Raw genomic sequence first — 15,338 nt, 5'->3', positions numbered from 1 at the left:
TGTAATTTTGCTTTTCTTCTTAATCCTATTCAATCTAAATAGAAATTAGCTCGAGTGAGTTTTGATAAAACAAAAATAGTAAAGGCGCTAACCAAAGTCACTGATCCGAACTCCGGTCAGGACATTATCACGATGAATATGGTGCGCGACCTTGAAATCGACGGCAATAATATCAATTTTTCACTGGAATTGCCATCCCTGGATTCCAGGAATAAGTCGGATATGAATTTTGCGTGCATGCAAGCCGTCCAGGAAGTATACCCGGAGGCGAACGTGAACGTCCATATGATCAGTGCTGCGCCTGGGGTACAACAACAGCCCAACAGCCCGGTCAGCCACATTAAGAACATCATCGCAGTGGGGTCTGGCAAAGGCGGCGTGGGCAAATCTACCATTGCCGTCAATCTTGCACTGGGGCTCAAACAGCTGGGAGCAAAGGTGGGCCTGATCGATGCTGACCTCTACGGCCCTTCCATCCCAACGATGCTGGGCTTGCAGGGGCAGCGGCCACAGGTAAAGCAAATCTACGATCAGCCCAAGATTATGCCACTGGAAGCTTACGGTATGCCGGTGATGTCCATTGGCTTTATTATTGAACCAGAACAGGCAGTGGTGCTGCGTGGGCCCAGGCTGTCCGGTATTATCAAGCAGTTCTTCAATGATACCGTCTGGCCGCCTCTGGATTACCTCATCGTTGATCTGCCGCCTGGTACTGGTGATATTCAGCTGAGCCTGGTACAGACGGTCCCGGTAACGGGCGCTATCCTGGTGACCACGCCGCAGGAAGTCGCGATCGCTGATGCCATCAAGGCTATGAATATGTTCCTCCTGCCTTCGGTCAATGTACCAATTCTCGGGGTGGTGGAGAATATGTCCTGGTTTACGCCGGCTGAACTGCCCGACAATAAGTACTTCCTCTTTGGTGAAGGTGGTGGTAAGCGGCTGGCAAAGGAAAGCAATTCTGTTCTTCTTGGTCAGGTGCCTATTGTACAGGGTATACGCGAAGGCGGTGACGAAGGCAAGCCGGTCGTCCTGCGGGACGTACCTCACGCCACGGAAGCTATGCAGCTGGTGGCTAAGAATGCCGCCCGTCAGATCGCTATCCGCAATGAAACCAAAGACCCAACCCGTATTGTAAAAATGAATAATTAAGCGCCATGTCGAATACCAAAAAGCAAGAACTGATTCAACGCGTCGACGAGGCGCTCAACGATGTCCGGCCTCACCTGGCTGTCGATGGGGGCAATGTGGAAGTGGTAGATGTTACCGAAGACCATATTGTCAAAATCAAATGGCTGGGCACCTGCGAAAATTGCAGCATGTCTATGATGACGATGAAGGCTGGCATCGAGCAGGCACTGATCGGCAAAATCCCCGAGGTAAGTGCGGTGGAAGCCATTAACGGGCTGAATGTGGGATAGACTATTGCCCATCCAACAATACTACGACCGACCGGGCATTGACATATACTCCGCCGCCCCGAATGACAGGGGCATCTTCGAAGCTCAGAATGTCGTTCGGGCTTTCCACTGCTGTATTAATGATCCGTTTCCAGGGTTGTCCCCCCTTTGGTTTTGGAATCTGAAAGTTCAGGTGTTCCCAGTAAGCATTCACCATGACATGCATGCGGTAAGGGTAAGCCCTGTTCTTTAGGGTATAAGACAAGGTATGGGAGTGATGGCTCCAGTCCGGGTGATTGTTGCGCACTCCTCCGAACTGGCAACGGGAGCCGCCCAGTGCTTTAGGGCTGTTCCAGTAAAATTGTTCCTGAAAGTACGGCGTTTTGAGGTTAAGTTGGATCAGCTCCCGGGTGAAGCGCAGGATGTCCTTATGTTCTTCTACGGCGCCCCAGTCGAACCAGCTGAGCTCATTATCCTGGCAGTACGCATTATTGTTGCCCCGCTGTGTACGGCGCACCTCATCTCCCATTAACAGCATAGGAGTACCCTGGCTTAGCAGCAAAAGAGTCAGGTGGTTCTTTACCTGCCGCATCCGGCGTTGTTGTACCACGAGGTCTTTTGTGGGGCCTTCTGCGCCGCAGTTCCAACTGTGATTGTCATTATGGCCGTCCCGGTTATCTTCGCCATTGGCCCAGTTGTGCTTTTGGTTGTAAGAGACCTGGTCGTTGAGGGTGAAACCATCATGGCAGGTGACGAAGTTGATGCTTCGGTTGGGGTCGCGCAGCAATTTGCCAAATAAATCCGGGCTGGCGTTGATCCTGTTGGCTGCTATTTGTGTCATACCCTGATCTCCTTTCAGAAAGCGGCGGATGTCGTCGCGGTAGGCTCCATTCCACTCTGCCCATTTGTCACCGACGAAATTGCCCAGCTGATATTGCTGTACATCCCACGCTTCCGCAATGATTTTTGTGGGGGCCAGGACCGGGTCAGACTCGATCTCCCAAAGGATGGGCGGGTTTTGTACTGGCCGTCCGGCTTCGTCTCTGGACAGAATAGAGGCGAGGTCAAAGCGGAAACCATCTACATGCATCTCATCCACCCAGTACCGCAGACAGTCACGGATGAGGCGGCGTACCACCGAGTGGTTGGCGTTGAGGGTGTTTCCCGTGCCGGAGTAGTTGCGGTAATGGTAATGCTCATCGAGCATGTAGTAGGCTCGGTTTTCAATGCTTTTGAAGGAAAGGATGGGCCCGTCGGCGCCTCCTTCACCGGTGTGGTTGAAGACCACATCCAAAATCACCTCGATTCCAGCACGGTGCAGAGCCTTGACCATATCCCGGAATTCATTGATGGCACCAACCGGGTCATCCGTACTGGCATAACCGGTATGTGGCGCAAAGAGAGCAATGGGCGAATAGCCCCAGTAGTTGGTCAGATTGGAATCGGGTACATCAGCCGGGTCAAACTGCTGTACGGGCATGAGCTCCACGGAGTTGATACCCAGCGCTTGCAGGTAAGGGATTTTTTCAATAAGCCCCCGGTAAGTCCCCCGCAGTTTATCGTCTACGCCGGAGCTTTCGTGTTTGGTAAAGCCTCCGACATGCAACTCGTAAATGATGGAATGGGAATAAGGGTGGTTAAGCGGCCGGTCGCCTTCCCAGTCGTAGCTGCCATTGGCCACGACCACGCTTTTGATGGCTTTCGCGGTATTGTCCCCGGGCTGAATTGCTGCTGCCCGCTCGTAGGTATCCATCACGACTGCCCGGGCATACGGGTCGGTCAGGAGTTTATTCCCGTCGAAATAGTAGCCAATTTCCGGTGCATATGGGCCATAAACCTTCCAGCCGTACAATTGTCCCTCGTGCACTCCCTCCACAAAGATATGCCAGTAGTAGAAGGTTTTGTTGGCTTCCGGGTCCAGGCGGAATACCTTCAGCGGCGTACTGTGGTCACCTGCATCAAATAACAGCAGCTCAACGGCAGAGGCATGCTTGGAAAAAATGCTGAAGTTGGTGCCTTCCGGGTAAACGGTGGCGCCAAGCGGTGCACTTCGGCCGGTCTGGGCGTGATAGGACATAAACAGCAAGGGTTTGTTCCGGGCTGAAGATAAGCAAACCCGTGCCGATATAGTACAGGATACCTGGTCTGAATTCCGGCTTACAAAATATCGTCAAACTCGTCCTCGGCTTCTTCGGGCTGCAGGCGTTGCAGGGCGCTCTGATGAATGCGGTGCAGGCGGCTCATTTCGACCATAGCTTCCTCTATAAAAGCAGCATCTACCAGCCGGCGGATGTCGTTGACAGAATTGATGTACTCGCCCGTCCTGAATTTGTAGGCTTGTTCGTGTTTCCCGTCTTCAAACTTAACGGTGAAGCGGTTGTCCATCTGAAAAATGGTGATTTTGAGTGTGGGGTGCTCGATATAGCCGGCGATGCGCATGCTTTAGAAAGTTTGAATGTAAGAAGTGATGGCTTTATAGACGGTTGAAAGCTCAGGATGGTTCGCCAGTTGCCTGAGGTGCCGCTCAATGGTTTGCTGGTCCCTGCGTATGGCGGGGCCGGTCTGAGCCATGCGGGGCTCTTGCCGGGTACCTTTTTGGATGGTGGCCTGGAGCAGGGGGCTGAGGATCTCGCGGGGCAGTTGGGCTTCCTCCGTCAGGGTATGGCTGGCTTGCAGCATAGCGTTGGTGAAGTTGTTGATAAACACGGCGGCCAGGTGCAAGGTGGCGCGCTGCTCATCATTGACCAGGTGCACCTGATGGCTGATCTGCCCGGCGATTTCCTGCAGGGCCTGCTGAATGGCCGGAGTCGCACCATCTATGCACATAGGGATTTGTGTGAAATCAGCCGGCTGCCCTTTGGAAAGGGTCTGTAGAGGATAGAATACGCCCCAATTCGCCCAGGCATCTGAGAGGAGAGTGGAAGGAGTAGCGCCTGAGGTATGAGCCAGCAAAGTGGTTTTGGGCAAAAAGGGAGACAGGTTTTGGGCCACTACTCCGATTGCATCGTCTTTGACCGCAAGCAGGCAAAGTTCACTTTCGGTGCTTACTGCGCTTAGCTGATGAATGGGGGCGGCGCCGACTTGTTCGGCCAGCGGCCGGGCTTTTGAAAGCTGACGGCTGTAAACCTGTAGGATAGTGTAACCGGCCTGATGAAGCGTCAAAGCCAGGTGGCTGCCCACATTGCCTGCGCCTATGATGGTGATTTTCATAGCGGAGGCATTTAGTTTCGAGGGCCAAATAGCAAGCTGCCGATGCGGACCATGGTGCTGCCTTCTTCCTGAGCAAGCGGGTAGTCGCCCGACATGCCCATAGAAATTTCCTTAAAGTGGGGCTGATCAGAAAAATACGCTTCGCGGAGGGTATCAAAAATCCGGTGCAAGGCCTGGAATTCCCTGCGGACTTTATCCTGATCGTCCGTAAAGGTCGCCATGCCCATGACCCCGCAGATGCGCACGTGCTCAAAGTTTTGAAAAGCGGCTCCTTCCAGCATAGCTTTAGCTTCCGGCAGGTCAAAGCCAAATTTACTTTCCTCCTCTGCGATGTGGAATTGCAGCAGGCAGCCGATCACCCGGCCGGACTGCTTAGCTCGCTTGTTGATCTCCTTTAGGACTTTCTGTCGGTCTACGGAATGGACGAGGTGCACAAAATCCGCCATGTACTTGACTTTGTTGGTCTGCAGGTGGCCAATGAAGTGCCACCGGATATCTTTGGGCAGGGCTTCGTATTTGTCTGCCATCTCCTGTACCCGGTTTTCACCGAAGTCACGCTGCCCCAATTCATACAATTCCATAATCTGCTCATTGGGCTTGGTTTTGGAGACTGCGATGAGGCGGGTGTTGGTTTGGGCAAGCTGCTGTTGGAGTTCCTTGAAATTCATATTTGCGTGGATCGTCGTTTTTGCTTTTTGGTTCTAACACTTCAGCGGCACCAAGGTTGTCCGCTTTGCCGCCACAGAATTGACTGGAGTCTATTGATTAATTCCTACCTTTGAAGCAAAAATAAGCCCTATGCAGATACTTGATGGAAGAGCTCTGGCCAAAACAATCCGCGCAGAACTGGCAGAGGAAGTCCAACAGCTGAAAGCTGCCGGCAAGCGTGCCCCGCACCTGGCTGCTGTGTTGGTGGGGGAAGACCCCGCCAGTCAGGTTTATGTGCGCAACAAAGTCCGTTCCTGCGAAAAAGTCGGCTTCGAATCTTCTTTGGTCCGCCTTCCTGCGGACACTTCAGAAGAGGAAGTCCTCAAAGTGGTGCATAATCTAAATGAGGATGACGCTGTCGACGGTTTCATCGTGCAATTGCCTCTCCCGGCCCACATCAATGAAGAGCGGGTAACCCTCGCCATTGACCCCCGAAAAGACGTTGACGGTTTCCATCCGGTCAATTTCGGGCGTATGGCGCAAAGCATGCCCTGCTATTTGCCTGCCACACCCGCCGGTATTCTGGAAATGATCCGCCGTTATGAACTGCCTACCGAAGGCAAAGAGGTCGTGGTGCTGGGCCGCAGCAATATCGTGGGCACGCCCATGAGTATTCTGCTTTCCCGCAAGGGCTACCCCGGTAATGCTACGGTGACGCTTTGCCATTCCCGCACCAAAGATCTGGCGGAGCATACCCGCCGTGCAGATATTCTGGTGGCGGCCATTGGTATTCCGGAGTTTGTAAAGCCGGATATGGTCAAGGAAGGAGTAGTCATTATTGATGTTGGGATCAACCGTGTGGAGGCACCGGAGCTTGAAAAAGGCTACCGGCTCTGCGGAGATGTGGACTATGAAGCGGTGGCGGAAAAGGCCTCCTGGATTACTCCTGTCCCGGGCGGTGTTGGGCAGCTTACCGTGGTTTCGCTGCTGATGAATACGCTGCGGGCGGCCCGGGGTGAAGTCTACTAGGAGTTTAGAGTTTGAAAAACCAACAGTTATGGACTACTATCGCTATATCATTACGGCTGATGCGCCCTCCCGTGAGATTATCCTGGCATTTCTGGGAGAGCTTCCTTTCGATACTTTTGAGGAAACGGAAGACGGGCTGCACGCTTATTTACGCGCGGATGCGGATGCTTTCGCTATTGAGCAGCAGCTGAGTGATATTTCCGGTAAGCTATCTTTTTCTTTTAAGCGGGAGCTGGTGAAGCATCAAAACTGGAATGCGGTGTGGGAGTCCAACTTCCAGCCTATTCAGGTGGAGCAATTTTGTGGCGTAAGGGCGCCCTTCCACGAACGGCTGTCGGAGGTCCGGTACGAGATTGTGATCAATCCGGAGATGGCTTTTGGCACCGGCCATCATGAGACCACTTATATGATGATGGCGCAGATGGAAGCACTCGACTGGGAAGCCAAAGCGGTATTTGACTATGGCTGCGGGACCGGTATCCTGGCGATTCTGGCAGGGATGTTGGGGGCGGCTGAGATCGATGCTGTGGATATTGAGAAACCGGCATACGAGAGTACAGTAGAGAACGCCAGGCGCAACGGTGTACCTCACCTCAAAGCCTATTTTGGAAACCTTTCCAAAGTGCCAGAACGGACCTATGATATTATTTTGGCAAACATTAACAGAAACGTAATATTAAACTCCCTTGAGGCGTTATATGAGCGCCTAAACGCCGGCGGGCAGCTGCTGGCTTCAGGGGTTTTGCAGGTAGACGAAGCTATGGTGACCGAACGGGCAGCCCAGGTCGGGTTTGAATGCCGGAAAACGATGCACCGTGGCGACTGGTGCTGCCTGCTGTTTGAGAAACAATAGCAAAATTCAGCATGGCCAGAATCATTACGATTGTCCTTTCCTTTCTCTTTTTGTTGACCACCATTTCAAATGCGCAGCGACTGGAGCGCTTCTCTGAGGACCACGCCGAGTTCATCCGGCAGTTGGAAGAGTATATGACCAGCAGCAAGCGTGAAGTGCTGGAGGAAGCCTACAAGGAGTTTGCCGACGTTTTCGCCAGCGGGCAGTTTACTGAGGAGGAAGTACAGCAAATTCTCAAAACCGGCAATGCCATGCTGGAGCTGCGGATGACTGCCGGTCCTTATTTTCAAAATTACCTGCGCGCACTGACTAAGGTAAAAAATACGAAGGACCCGGCCCGGGTTTTTCAGGAATGGCATTCTGTAATGGACCAGATGCTGGCTGGCATTGAAAACCGGCGGCTTCGCCCCTTTGATGACTTCCTGGAGTTTTCCAGCCAGTTTTTTGAGCGCCGCGCACTGCGCTATTCCGATTCCGGCGGTACTTCCTGGTATGCCTATACGGACGACTTTACTTTCAAATACGAAGAGGAGCAGCCTGTGGTCGCTTTTGAAGGGCTCGACCTCATGGCGCAGCGGCGCACCGATTCCATATTCATATACCAGACTTCCGGTACTTTCGAGCCGGTAGAACGCATGTGGCGGGGGACCGGTGGCCGGGTCACCTGGGAGCGGCACGGCCTGCCTAAAGGGGTTTTCGCGGAATTAGGCGACTATGAGTTTGAAGCGATCAAGAGCTTGTATACCGTGGAAGACGCGAAAATGCACTACCCGGTATATTTTGGGAACAAAGCGGTAACGGGCACTTTTAGTGACAAACTCGTATCGAGTAGCGATGCCGTGGAAGGGTCATTCCCAAGGTTCGAATCTACCGAGCGCCTGGAAGTCAGTAATATAGGCGAAGGCATCGCTTTTGAAGGGTACTTCCGCCTGCACGGTACCACCGTTTATGGCTTTGGGAATAAGCAACAGCCCGCCAGAATCAATATACGGGATGCGAACAGCACGGCATCTTTCCGGGGCGCATCAGAGCTATTCACCATCCGGCGTGAGGACCGCATTGCCGGCAGTGGGGTGGAAGGCGTGCTGTATTTTGGCAAGGACAGCATTTACCACCCTTCTGTAGATGTTCGCTTCGAAATCAAAGAACGGGAGATGACCCTTACCCGGGGCGAAAGTGCGGCAGACCAAAACCCTTTTTACAGCTCCCTGCATGGCATCAACTTTTACGCTAATTCCATGACGGCCTATCTGAATGGCGACTCTATTGCGATCGGTCGGGGCAAACTGCCGTATCAGCGGAAAGAGGATGTGATTTTCGAATCCCTGAACTACTTTACCGAACAGGATTACCGGCAGCTGCAGAGCATCGCTTCAGTGAACCCGATTGCCATTCTAAAGGTGATGTACGATAACAACAGTGGGGTGAAGACACTTCCGGCCGCTGACGTAGCTCAACGCCTCAACCCGAAATTCGGCATTGAAAACATCAAAAGCCTGCTTTACGATATGGTAGCCCGGGGCTTCATCAACTACTACCCCGAAGAGGAAATCGTAGAGGTGAAAGACAAAGTATTTTTATATGCAGATGCTTACCGGGACCTGATCGACTACGATGTGCTCCGCATTCGGTCCACCACGGATAGTACCAATGCGGTCATGAACCTGTCGAACAACAGTATTGACATCCGAGGAGTGGATATGGTGGAACTGAGTGCCAAACAACGCGTCGCCCTGAAGCCCGAAGGCGATCACCTGGTGGTGCAGGATAACCGGAATATTGACTTCGACGGGGTGCTTTTCGCCGGCCTGACGACCTTGGAGGGTAAAGACTTCCATTTCAAATACGAGCCTTTTCAGATTGACCTGGACTCTGTCCGGTTTTTCGATCTCTTCGTACCCACCGGCAAATTGATGAAGAGTGGCGAGCCTGAAGCCCTGTCCATCGGCTCACGGCTGGAGCACCTGACCGGCGTACTGTTGATCGATGCCCCTTCCAATAAGTCCGGGAAGGAAGATATCCCCATGTTCCCTTCGTTGCAGAGCAAGGATTATTCCTATGTTTTCTACGATTATCCTTCGGCTCAGAAAGGGGCCTACACGCGCGACTCCTTTTACTTTGAGGTCAACCCGTTTAGCTTTAATCACCTCGATTTTTATACCCGTGAGGATGTGCAGTTTGAAGGCACGCTGTACCCGGCGGGCATTTTCCCTCCCTTTGAGGAAACGGTCAGCCTGCAGGAGGATGAATCCCTCGGGTTTATACACGAAACAGAAGGAGAAGGCTACACCGCCTACCTGGAGCGGGGTTTGTACAAAGGAGAACTGGCGCTGAGCAATTCCGGCCTGTTGGGAAAAGGGAACCTGACTTATCTGGGCGCTTCCATCGACTCTGAGGACATGATTTGGATGCCGAAACAGATGCTGGCGAGTGCCGAAGAGTTTAACCTGGAGGAATCAAGGGAAGAAGGGCTGGAAGTGCCGCAAGTACGCGGTATTGACGTGAAAATTGACTGGCGGCCTTATCAGGATAGCATGTATATCCGCTCGGAGGAAGAAGCCTTTAAACTTTTCCCGGAGGAAGTCCATACCCTGGATGGTACGCTCATCCTGACACCGGGCGGCCTGAAAGGCGACGGTACCTTCGACTGGGAAACGGCAACGATGGTCTCCAGCTTATTCTCTTTTGGAGCTTTCAGTTCTACTGCGGATACCACAGCCGTAAAGATCAAAACGCAGGACCTGGACGATATCGCCCTGGAGACCACAAATGTCCAAAGTGATGTCGACTTTGATGAGCAATTGGCGACCTTCAAAGCCAATCAGGCGTTTTTGGAAACCAAGTTGCCCGCCATTCAGTACAAGACCTCTATCAACGAGTTTACCTGGGACATGGCAGATGAGAGCATCACCTTCAAGGCAGAAGAAGGCTCGCCGGGCAAGTTCACGTCCACTCACCCTGGCAAAGACTCGCTGAACTTTGAAGGTGGAGAGGCTTTCTACGACCTCAAAACTGATGAGCTCAGCGTAAGCGGTGTCCCTTACCTGATTGCAGCAGATGCATTCGTTTATCCGGACAGTAACTTTGTGAGGATCGGTCAGGACGGCGAGATGGCTACCCTGGAGAACGCCAGGATTGTAGCTGATACTCTTAATCAGAACCACGTTATCAAGCGGGCAACGGTAGATGTCAAAGGCCGCAGGTTCTATCAGGCATCAGGGTTTTACGAGTACAACGTTGGTGACCGGGAGCAGGAAATTGAGTTTGAGAATATCGTGGGGCAACCGCTGGGCAAAGGGGCTTATGATGAGCGCCCGGTGGTGACGGTAGGTAAAGGAGAAGTAACGGAAGAAGATGAGTTTTATATTGATCAGCGTACCGAGTTCCAGGGTGAAATCGGGCTGAGAGCAGAAACCAAGAATCTGAGCTTTGACGGTTTTGCCCGGCTGGATGCGGAGCGCCTGCCCTACCGCTATTGGTTTACGGTGCAAAGTGAAGCGGACAAGAATGACCTCGCCATCAGCTTTGATGAGCCCAAAAACCTGGAAGGGGAGCCCCTCGCTACCGGTTTCTTCCTGAGCAAGGAAACGGCTGAAATCTATCCACGGGTTATGATGCCCCTTTTCTTCCGTAAGGACCGGCAAATTCTGCCTGTAAAAGGGATATTCAAATACAACAGGGATAAGGATTACTTCATTTTTGGGGATTCCATTCGCATCCAAACCAATGGCATACGCGGCAATCAGCTGACCTTCTGGAATGGCTCCGGGAAGCTGGAGGGCAAAGGGAAATTTAACCTGGGTACCGGGCTGAATTATGTGAGTATAGATGCTTCTGGGGTGATGGAGTCCCGGTACGAAGAAGTAGTCAATCCGGATGAAATGATCATTTCGGATACCATGTCGCTCATCCCATCGCTCGGACAGCAGGAAGAAGGGGTGCAGCGGTATGAAATCAACGCCGAGTTCATGTCGGGCGTAAAACTGATTGTGCCGGATAGGCTCATGAAAATCATGATGAATGACATCGAGGCGATGAGTTTTGATGCCAAGCCCATTGTTTACCTCACGGAGCTGGACTTTTACCGGGAAGCGCTGATGAACCTGCTTCCGGAAGGGACGGAAGCCAGGGAAGCCTTGGCAACTTTAGGTAATGGCATTCTGGATATACCGAAAAAGATCAACCCCTACACTTTCCTGTTTTCTAAAATTCCGATGAAGTGGGATGCGGAGTATCAGTCCTTTGTGTCCAAAGAGGAAAAAATCGGCGTCGTATCCGTAGCTGGTGAGCCCCTCAATAAGATGCTGGAAGCTTACGTAGAGTACAAAATGCCAAGCAATGAAGACGACCGTTTGTACATTTATATCAAGTCGCCGAGCGAACTGTTCTACTTTTTTGGCTTCAAGCAGGGCATTATGAGCATCACCTCCAACAATCCTGAGTTTATGGATGCCCTGGGCGGAATGAAGAGCAAGGAGTTAATCACCAAAATGGATGATGGCAACACCTACGAGATACAGGCGGTGGATGTGGGCTCGGCACGGCTTTTCCTCAACCGGGTGAAGGCTGCTCAACAAAAGTAATGACAAATCACACCTTACAGCACTGTGATCTGTCAGCAATAGAAATACTATTGATCTGCATATTGAAGGTATCGTTGTTCACTTAATTTTAATCCAATGATCCTTCTTGAAATCATAAGGGCGAAGGCCATCTTCTTATTGCTGTTGTTTGTGACCGTTGTACTGCCGGTGTGGGCAATTGTTGCTTACTACCGGCGGAACGCAAAAAAGAAGGCTGCTGAGCCGGAAGACGAAGCTTAGGTGCCGTAAAAAGCCTAATATTTTTCATGGACACAGGGTGACAAAGGTCATTACCTGGATTTGTGAACTGCCGTATTATTGATGTGAAAAAGGGGCAGGCTGCCTCACTTACTCACAAAAATATAAACCAATGTTCCTGTTAGACCTTTTTGCTGCCAAAGTTGCCTTCATTGCAATGGTGGTGTCCCTGATTGTGATTCCGGCCTGGATTCTGCTGGTGGCGTTCACCAAGAAGAAAGGAAAAGCTGATAATGTCAACGCCCCTTCCGAAGAAGAAACTGAAAAGGACCCGGCAGAAATGGTATGACCAATGCCGGCACTCCTCCAAATTTACAGCCTCGGTCAATAGCTGGAGAAGCCTTTTGCGGTTTGTTCAGCTATTTCCATTTAGTAATTCCGGTGTCATTTTTTTAGTAGTCATGTACTACAGGGCATCAGGATTGATTACCTTTAACCAAGCTATAAACAAATAAGTCTGCTGAAGACTGTTCAGTATCATCAAACGATTTCTATCTCCTCTACGCTAATTTTTTCCAAAATGAACATTCAAGACATTCGATTCAGCCGCGACAAGGGGCAACGGGAATTTGCTATGGCCCTCCGAAAGCGGGTCAACGATTATTTCCAAGAGAACAATATTTCCAAATACGCTAATGCAGCGATGGTGACCAAGACGGTTGTTCTCGTGGGCACTTACGCATTGCTCTATGGCGCTATTGTCGGTGGGTTTGTCACCAATCCCTGGCTCACCTTACTGGCATGGACCGTTTTGGGTATTGTGACCGCCGGTATCGGCTTCTCCGTGATGCACGATGCCAACCACGGCGCCTACAGCCGCAATAAATACGTCAACGGCGTATTGGGCTGGGTGATCAACCTGATTGGCGGTTTCGCGCCAAACTGGAAGATTCAGCACAACACCCTGCACCATTCTTTTACAAATGTGCATGGTATGGATGAGGACATCGACGCGGGTAAACTGCTTCGGTTTTCTCCGGAACAGGAGCGCCTTTGGTTCCACAAATTTCAGCACCTCTATGCCTGGTTCCTCTACAGCCTTATGACGCATATGTGGATCACGACAAAAGACTTTAAGCAATTGGTGCGCTATCATCGCTCCGGCCTGCTGGAACAGCACGATATGTCTTTCCCTAAAGTATTTGCGGAGTTGATCTTCGTGAAGGTGGTTTACTACATCTACCTGCTGGTCATCCCACTGGTATTCTCTCCGGCGAGCTGGTGGATTACGGTGATTGGTTTCGCTATTATGCACTTTGCACTTGGCTTCCTGCTTGGTTGTGTTTTCCAAACGGCACATGTTATGGAGGCTGCGGTGTTCCCGACAACGGACGAAGAGGGTAACCTGGGGCAAAACTGGGCTGTCCATCAATTAATGACCACGACGAACTACGCGCCGAACAACCGCATCCTGTCTTGGTTTGTAGGTGGGTTGAACTATCAGGTGGAGCACCATTTATTCCCAAATGTCTGCCATATCCATTACCGTCATATTTCCAAGATTGTACAGGAAACTGCCGAGGAGTACAACTTCCCCTACAATACGCTGCCATCTTTCCGTTCTGCTTTGCGCATCCACTGGAATATGTTACGCAGCTTAGGTACCGGGCAGCCAATGCCGCAGATTGCCTAATTACGAATTCTTACCATAGAAGGTCTGTTTGTAGGTCGGCATTGCCGGCTCGCGGCCACGCCAGCTGTCAGGGATATGCTTGACAGCTGGTGTCATTTTCTGAATAGCCCGGAGAATATCTACCCGGCTGACTTGCCCCACAAGGCGGCCTTCTTCAAGCACCGGCAGTCGCTTGTAACCACTGTGCACAAATTCATAGGCGGCATCAAGGATAGTTTTGGAGGATTCGATGTGCTTTACCCGCCCCGACATATAATCCCCTACTTTGATTTTAGCGGAGGAAGGTTCATGATTGTAGGGGCCTTCGATAAGAATGCGCAGACAATCCGCTTCAGACAACATACCGATGAGTTGCCCATTGGCATCCAAAACCGGAGCGCCCGAGATTTTCTTTTTCAGCAGGATATCAATAGCTTCCCGTATATCCATATCGGGATGAAAGGTGACGAGCTTAGTCGCCATATAGTCGGTGATGGGCGGATAGGGTTTCATAATTATTTTGTTTGTTTGTGTAATCTTACAATAAAATACCGAGGGTGTCAAATTTTTCGAAATGAGTTTTATTGGGTTTGAATTGAAACCTTATGCAGGCTGGGGTTTTCCGGTTCTTTTGACGGCAGCGGTTCTGCTTAGTATCCGGGCAAAAGCCATCAGTTGGAGCGGAGGGCTGGCCGGAGCGCTTATTGCTACAGGTATGTACCTTGGCGGTGGCTGGTTGGGTGTGGCTTTGCTCGGGCTGTTTTTTGTGACGGGGTCTATGGCTACGAGGTGGGAGCGTTCTGTAAAGGAAGCGATGGGCGTTGCGCAGGAAGCCGGTGGGCGCCGAAGTTGGGTGAATGCCATATCAAATGGTGCTGTGGCAGGCGGTCTGGGGTTGGCCGCATGGGCTACCGGATGGGTGGAGCCACTGGCTTTTCCTATGATGGCGGCTGCAGTGAGCAGTGCCACATCAGATACACTGTCATCAGAGCTCGGTACTTTATATGGACGACGCTACTGGAATATTCTGACCTGGCAGCAGGGGGCTCGTGGTGCAGACGGTATGGTAAGTCTGGAAGGTACGCTGTTTGGAGTGCTTGGGGCGGTCTTAATTGCGGTGCCCGTTGGCTGGCAGGCGCAGTCCTGGTTGGCAGGAGGAGTGGTTGCAATAGCAGGAATCGCAGGCAATTGGTCGGATAGCTTGCTGGGAGCGACGCTTCAAAGACAGGGCGTACTTAATAACCACACCGTCAACTTTTGGAGCAGCTTAATTGCGGCTCTCTTTGCCGGGCTGGCCTATGCTGCATTTTGAGAAAAGTACCAGCTGAACCACCCTACGAGGGCACAGAGCACCGTACCCCAGGCGATATCAATCAGGACGATTGGCCAGGGCCAGTCTTGCAGGACCGCCCGGTTGGTCAGCTCATAGGTACTGTAAGCCACCATTCCGAAAAAAGCCCCACGCAGGAGGACCGCCGTTCCTGAATTATTGGTGCCCGGCTGTACGACGAAGTATATGATGCCAGACAGAAAAATAAAATAAAAGAGAATAGCAGCAATCCAATCGGTAGAGGGCCGCATATGCTGCCCAAGGTAGCGGGCATAAATACCCCGCGCCACCACGCCCAGCCAAAGTAAGTCCAGGGCGGTAAAGGCAGCCGCAGCAAGCAGGAAGGGTTTCAGATAGACCATGATGGGCAATTGAGAAGTACTGGGGCTTTCCGGAGAAAGCACCCAGGATCGGA

General features: G+C 51.7%; 15 protein-coding genes. 9 read left to right on the top strand and 6 right to left on the bottom strand.

What is annotated here, in order from left to right; translation table 11 throughout:
- Window positions 1–54: 54 nt before the first annotated feature.
- The gene (locus ACO08I_RS06955; RefSeq protein ID WP_282779254.1) at window positions 55–1,152 is read left to right on the top strand and encodes an Mrp/NBP35 family ATP-binding protein; all 1,098 of its coding nucleotides are present in this window, start codon (window positions 55–57) and stop codon (window positions 1,150–1,152) included.
- Window positions 1,153–1,157: 5 nt separating this feature from the next.
- Entirely contained in the window at window positions 1,158–1,421 is a 264-nt protein-coding gene (locus ACO08I_RS06950) for a NifU family protein (protein WP_044229259.1), read from the top strand.
- 1 nt (window position 1,422) lies between these two features.
- Here the strand turns inward: ACO08I_RS06950 and glgX are convergent, their stop codons facing one another.
- The 4 genes from glgX to ACO08I_RS06930 form a co-directional block, all read right to left on the bottom strand.
- A complete protein-coding gene (gene glgX, locus ACO08I_RS06945; RefSeq protein ID WP_421948893.1) occupies window positions 1,423–3,477 on the bottom strand; it encodes a glycogen debranching protein GlgX in 2,055 nt (684 codons plus the stop codon).
- An 80-nt stretch (window positions 3,478–3,557) separates the two neighbouring features.
- Window positions 3,558–3,839: a hypothetical protein gene (locus ACO08I_RS06940; protein ID WP_421948892.1), complete on the bottom strand. Its 282-nt coding sequence runs from the start codon at window positions 3,837–3,839 to the stop codon at window positions 3,558–3,560.
- 3 nt (window positions 3,840–3,842) lie between these two features.
- Window positions 3,843–4,610, bottom strand: a complete 768-nt coding sequence (locus tag ACO08I_RS06935; protein WP_421948891.1) for a Rossmann-like and DUF2520 domain-containing protein — start codon at window positions 4,608–4,610, stop codon at window positions 3,843–3,845.
- 11 nt (window positions 4,611–4,621) lie between these two features.
- On the bottom strand, window positions 4,622–5,290 hold the full coding sequence (locus ACO08I_RS06930; protein ID WP_421949712.1) for a YggS family pyridoxal phosphate-dependent enzyme: 669 nt from the start codon (window positions 5,288–5,290) through the stop codon (window positions 4,622–4,624).
- Window positions 5,291–5,408: 118 nt separating this feature from the next.
- Here ACO08I_RS06930 and folD point away from each other — a divergent pair, with 118 nt between their 5' ends.
- From folD to ACO08I_RS06900, 6 genes are all read left to right on the top strand, one after another.
- Window positions 5,409–6,287 carry a bifunctional methylenetetrahydrofolate dehydrogenase/methenyltetrahydrofolate cyclohydrolase FolD gene (gene folD, locus ACO08I_RS06925; RefSeq protein ID WP_282779269.1) on the top strand — a complete coding sequence of 293 codons (879 nt, stop codon included), beginning with the start codon at window positions 5,409–5,411 and terminating at the stop codon, window positions 6,285–6,287.
- 28 nt (window positions 6,288–6,315) lie between these two features.
- Window positions 6,316–7,140, top strand: coding sequence for a 50S ribosomal protein L11 methyltransferase (prmA, locus tag ACO08I_RS06920; RefSeq protein ID WP_282779271.1), 825 nt, complete (start codon window positions 6,316–6,318; stop codon window positions 7,138–7,140).
- A gap of 11 nt (window positions 7,141–7,151) precedes the next feature.
- Entirely contained in the window at window positions 7,152–11,723 is a 4,572-nt protein-coding gene (locus ACO08I_RS06915; protein WP_282779273.1) for a hypothetical protein, read from the top strand.
- A 96-nt stretch (window positions 11,724–11,819) separates the two neighbouring features.
- Window positions 11,820–11,963 carry a hypothetical protein gene (locus ACO08I_RS06910; RefSeq protein ID WP_160213975.1) on the top strand — a complete coding sequence of 48 codons (144 nt, stop codon included), beginning with the start codon at window positions 11,820–11,822 and terminating at the stop codon, window positions 11,961–11,963.
- Window positions 11,964–12,093: 130 nt separating this feature from the next.
- A complete protein-coding gene (locus ACO08I_RS06905; RefSeq protein WP_160213973.1) occupies window positions 12,094–12,270 on the top strand; it encodes a hypothetical protein in 177 nt (58 codons plus the stop codon).
- A 231-nt stretch (window positions 12,271–12,501) separates the two neighbouring features.
- On the top strand, window positions 12,502–13,614 hold the full coding sequence (locus ACO08I_RS06900; RefSeq protein WP_282779280.1) for a fatty acid desaturase family protein: 1,113 nt from the start codon (window positions 12,502–12,504) through the stop codon (window positions 13,612–13,614).
- On the opposite strand, the gene ACO08I_RS06895 is transcribed toward ACO08I_RS06900, so the two are convergent.
- Window positions 13,615–14,106 (bottom strand): CBS domain-containing protein, encoded by a 492-nt coding sequence (locus ACO08I_RS06895; RefSeq protein ID WP_282779282.1) that lies wholly within the window; start codon window positions 14,104–14,106, stop codon window positions 13,615–13,617. It abuts the gene before it with no gap.
- A 61-nt stretch (window positions 14,107–14,167) separates the two neighbouring features.
- Between ACO08I_RS06895 and ACO08I_RS06890 the strand changes: the two genes are divergently transcribed.
- Entirely contained in the window at window positions 14,168–14,905 is a 738-nt protein-coding gene (locus ACO08I_RS06890; RefSeq protein WP_421948890.1) for a DUF92 domain-containing protein, read from the top strand.
- On the opposite strand, the gene ACO08I_RS06885 is transcribed toward ACO08I_RS06890, so the two are convergent.
- Complete coding sequence (locus ACO08I_RS06885; RefSeq protein ID WP_421948889.1) at window positions 14,890–15,285, bottom strand: DUF2177 family protein; 396 nt, start codon at window positions 15,283–15,285, stop codon at window positions 14,890–14,892. The two genes, ACO08I_RS06890 and ACO08I_RS06885, sit on opposite strands and share 16 nt — an antisense overlap.
- Window positions 15,286–15,338: the final 53 nt, after the last annotated feature.

The sequence above is a fragment of the Phaeodactylibacter xiamenensis genome (assembly GCF_965229835.1).
Taxonomy (GTDB): Bacteria; Bacteroidota; Bacteroidia; order Chitinophagales; family Saprospiraceae; genus Phaeodactylibacter; species Phaeodactylibacter xiamenensis.
The sequence above is the reverse complement of the archived record's forward strand: the minus strand, read 5'-3'. Positions and strand labels throughout refer to the sequence as shown.

What these genes read in the sequence shown, in the direction of transcription:
- ACO08I_RS06910 (WP_160213975.1), top strand. Translation starts at nt 11,820, where the DNA reads ATGATCCTTCTTGAAATCATAAGGGCGAAGGCCATCTTCTTATTGCTG.
- ACO08I_RS06915 (WP_282779273.1), top strand. Translation starts at nt 7,152, where the DNA reads ATGGCCAGAATCATTACGATTGTCCTTTCCTTTCTCTTTTTGTTGACC.
- prmA (WP_282779271.1), top strand. Translation starts at nt 6,316, where the DNA reads ATGGACTACTATCGCTATATCATTACGGCTGATGCGCCCTCCCGTGAG.
- ACO08I_RS06940 (WP_421948892.1), bottom strand. Translation starts at nt 3,839, where the DNA reads ATGCGCATCGCCGGCTATATCGAGCACCCCACACTCAAAATCACCATT.
- ACO08I_RS06895 (WP_282779282.1), bottom strand. Translation starts at nt 14,106, where the DNA reads ATGAAACCCTATCCGCCCATCACCGACTATATGGCGACTAAGCTCGTC.
- ACO08I_RS06890 (WP_421948890.1), top strand. Translation starts at nt 14,168, where the DNA reads ATGAGTTTTATTGGGTTTGAATTGAAACCTTATGCAGGCTGGGGTTTT.
- ACO08I_RS06900 (WP_282779280.1), top strand. Translation starts at nt 12,502, where the DNA reads ATGAACATTCAAGACATTCGATTCAGCCGCGACAAGGGGCAACGGGAA.
- ACO08I_RS06885 (WP_421948889.1), bottom strand. Translation starts at nt 15,285, where the DNA reads ATGGTCTATCTGAAACCCTTCCTGCTTGCTGCGGCTGCCTTTACCGCC.
- ACO08I_RS06935 (WP_421948891.1), bottom strand. Translation starts at nt 4,610, where the DNA reads ATGAAAATCACCATCATAGGCGCAGGCAATGTGGGCAGCCACCTGGCT.
- ACO08I_RS06905 (WP_160213973.1), top strand. Translation starts at nt 12,094, where the DNA reads ATGTTCCTGTTAGACCTTTTTGCTGCCAAAGTTGCCTTCATTGCAATG.
- ACO08I_RS06950 (WP_044229259.1), top strand. Translation starts at nt 1,158, where the DNA reads ATGTCGAATACCAAAAAGCAAGAACTGATTCAACGCGTCGACGAGGCG.
- glgX (WP_421948893.1), bottom strand. Translation starts at nt 3,477, where the DNA reads ATGTCCTATCACGCCCAGACCGGCCGAAGTGCACCGCTTGGCGCCACC.
- folD (WP_282779269.1), top strand. Translation starts at nt 5,409, where the DNA reads ATGCAGATACTTGATGGAAGAGCTCTGGCCAAAACAATCCGCGCAGAA.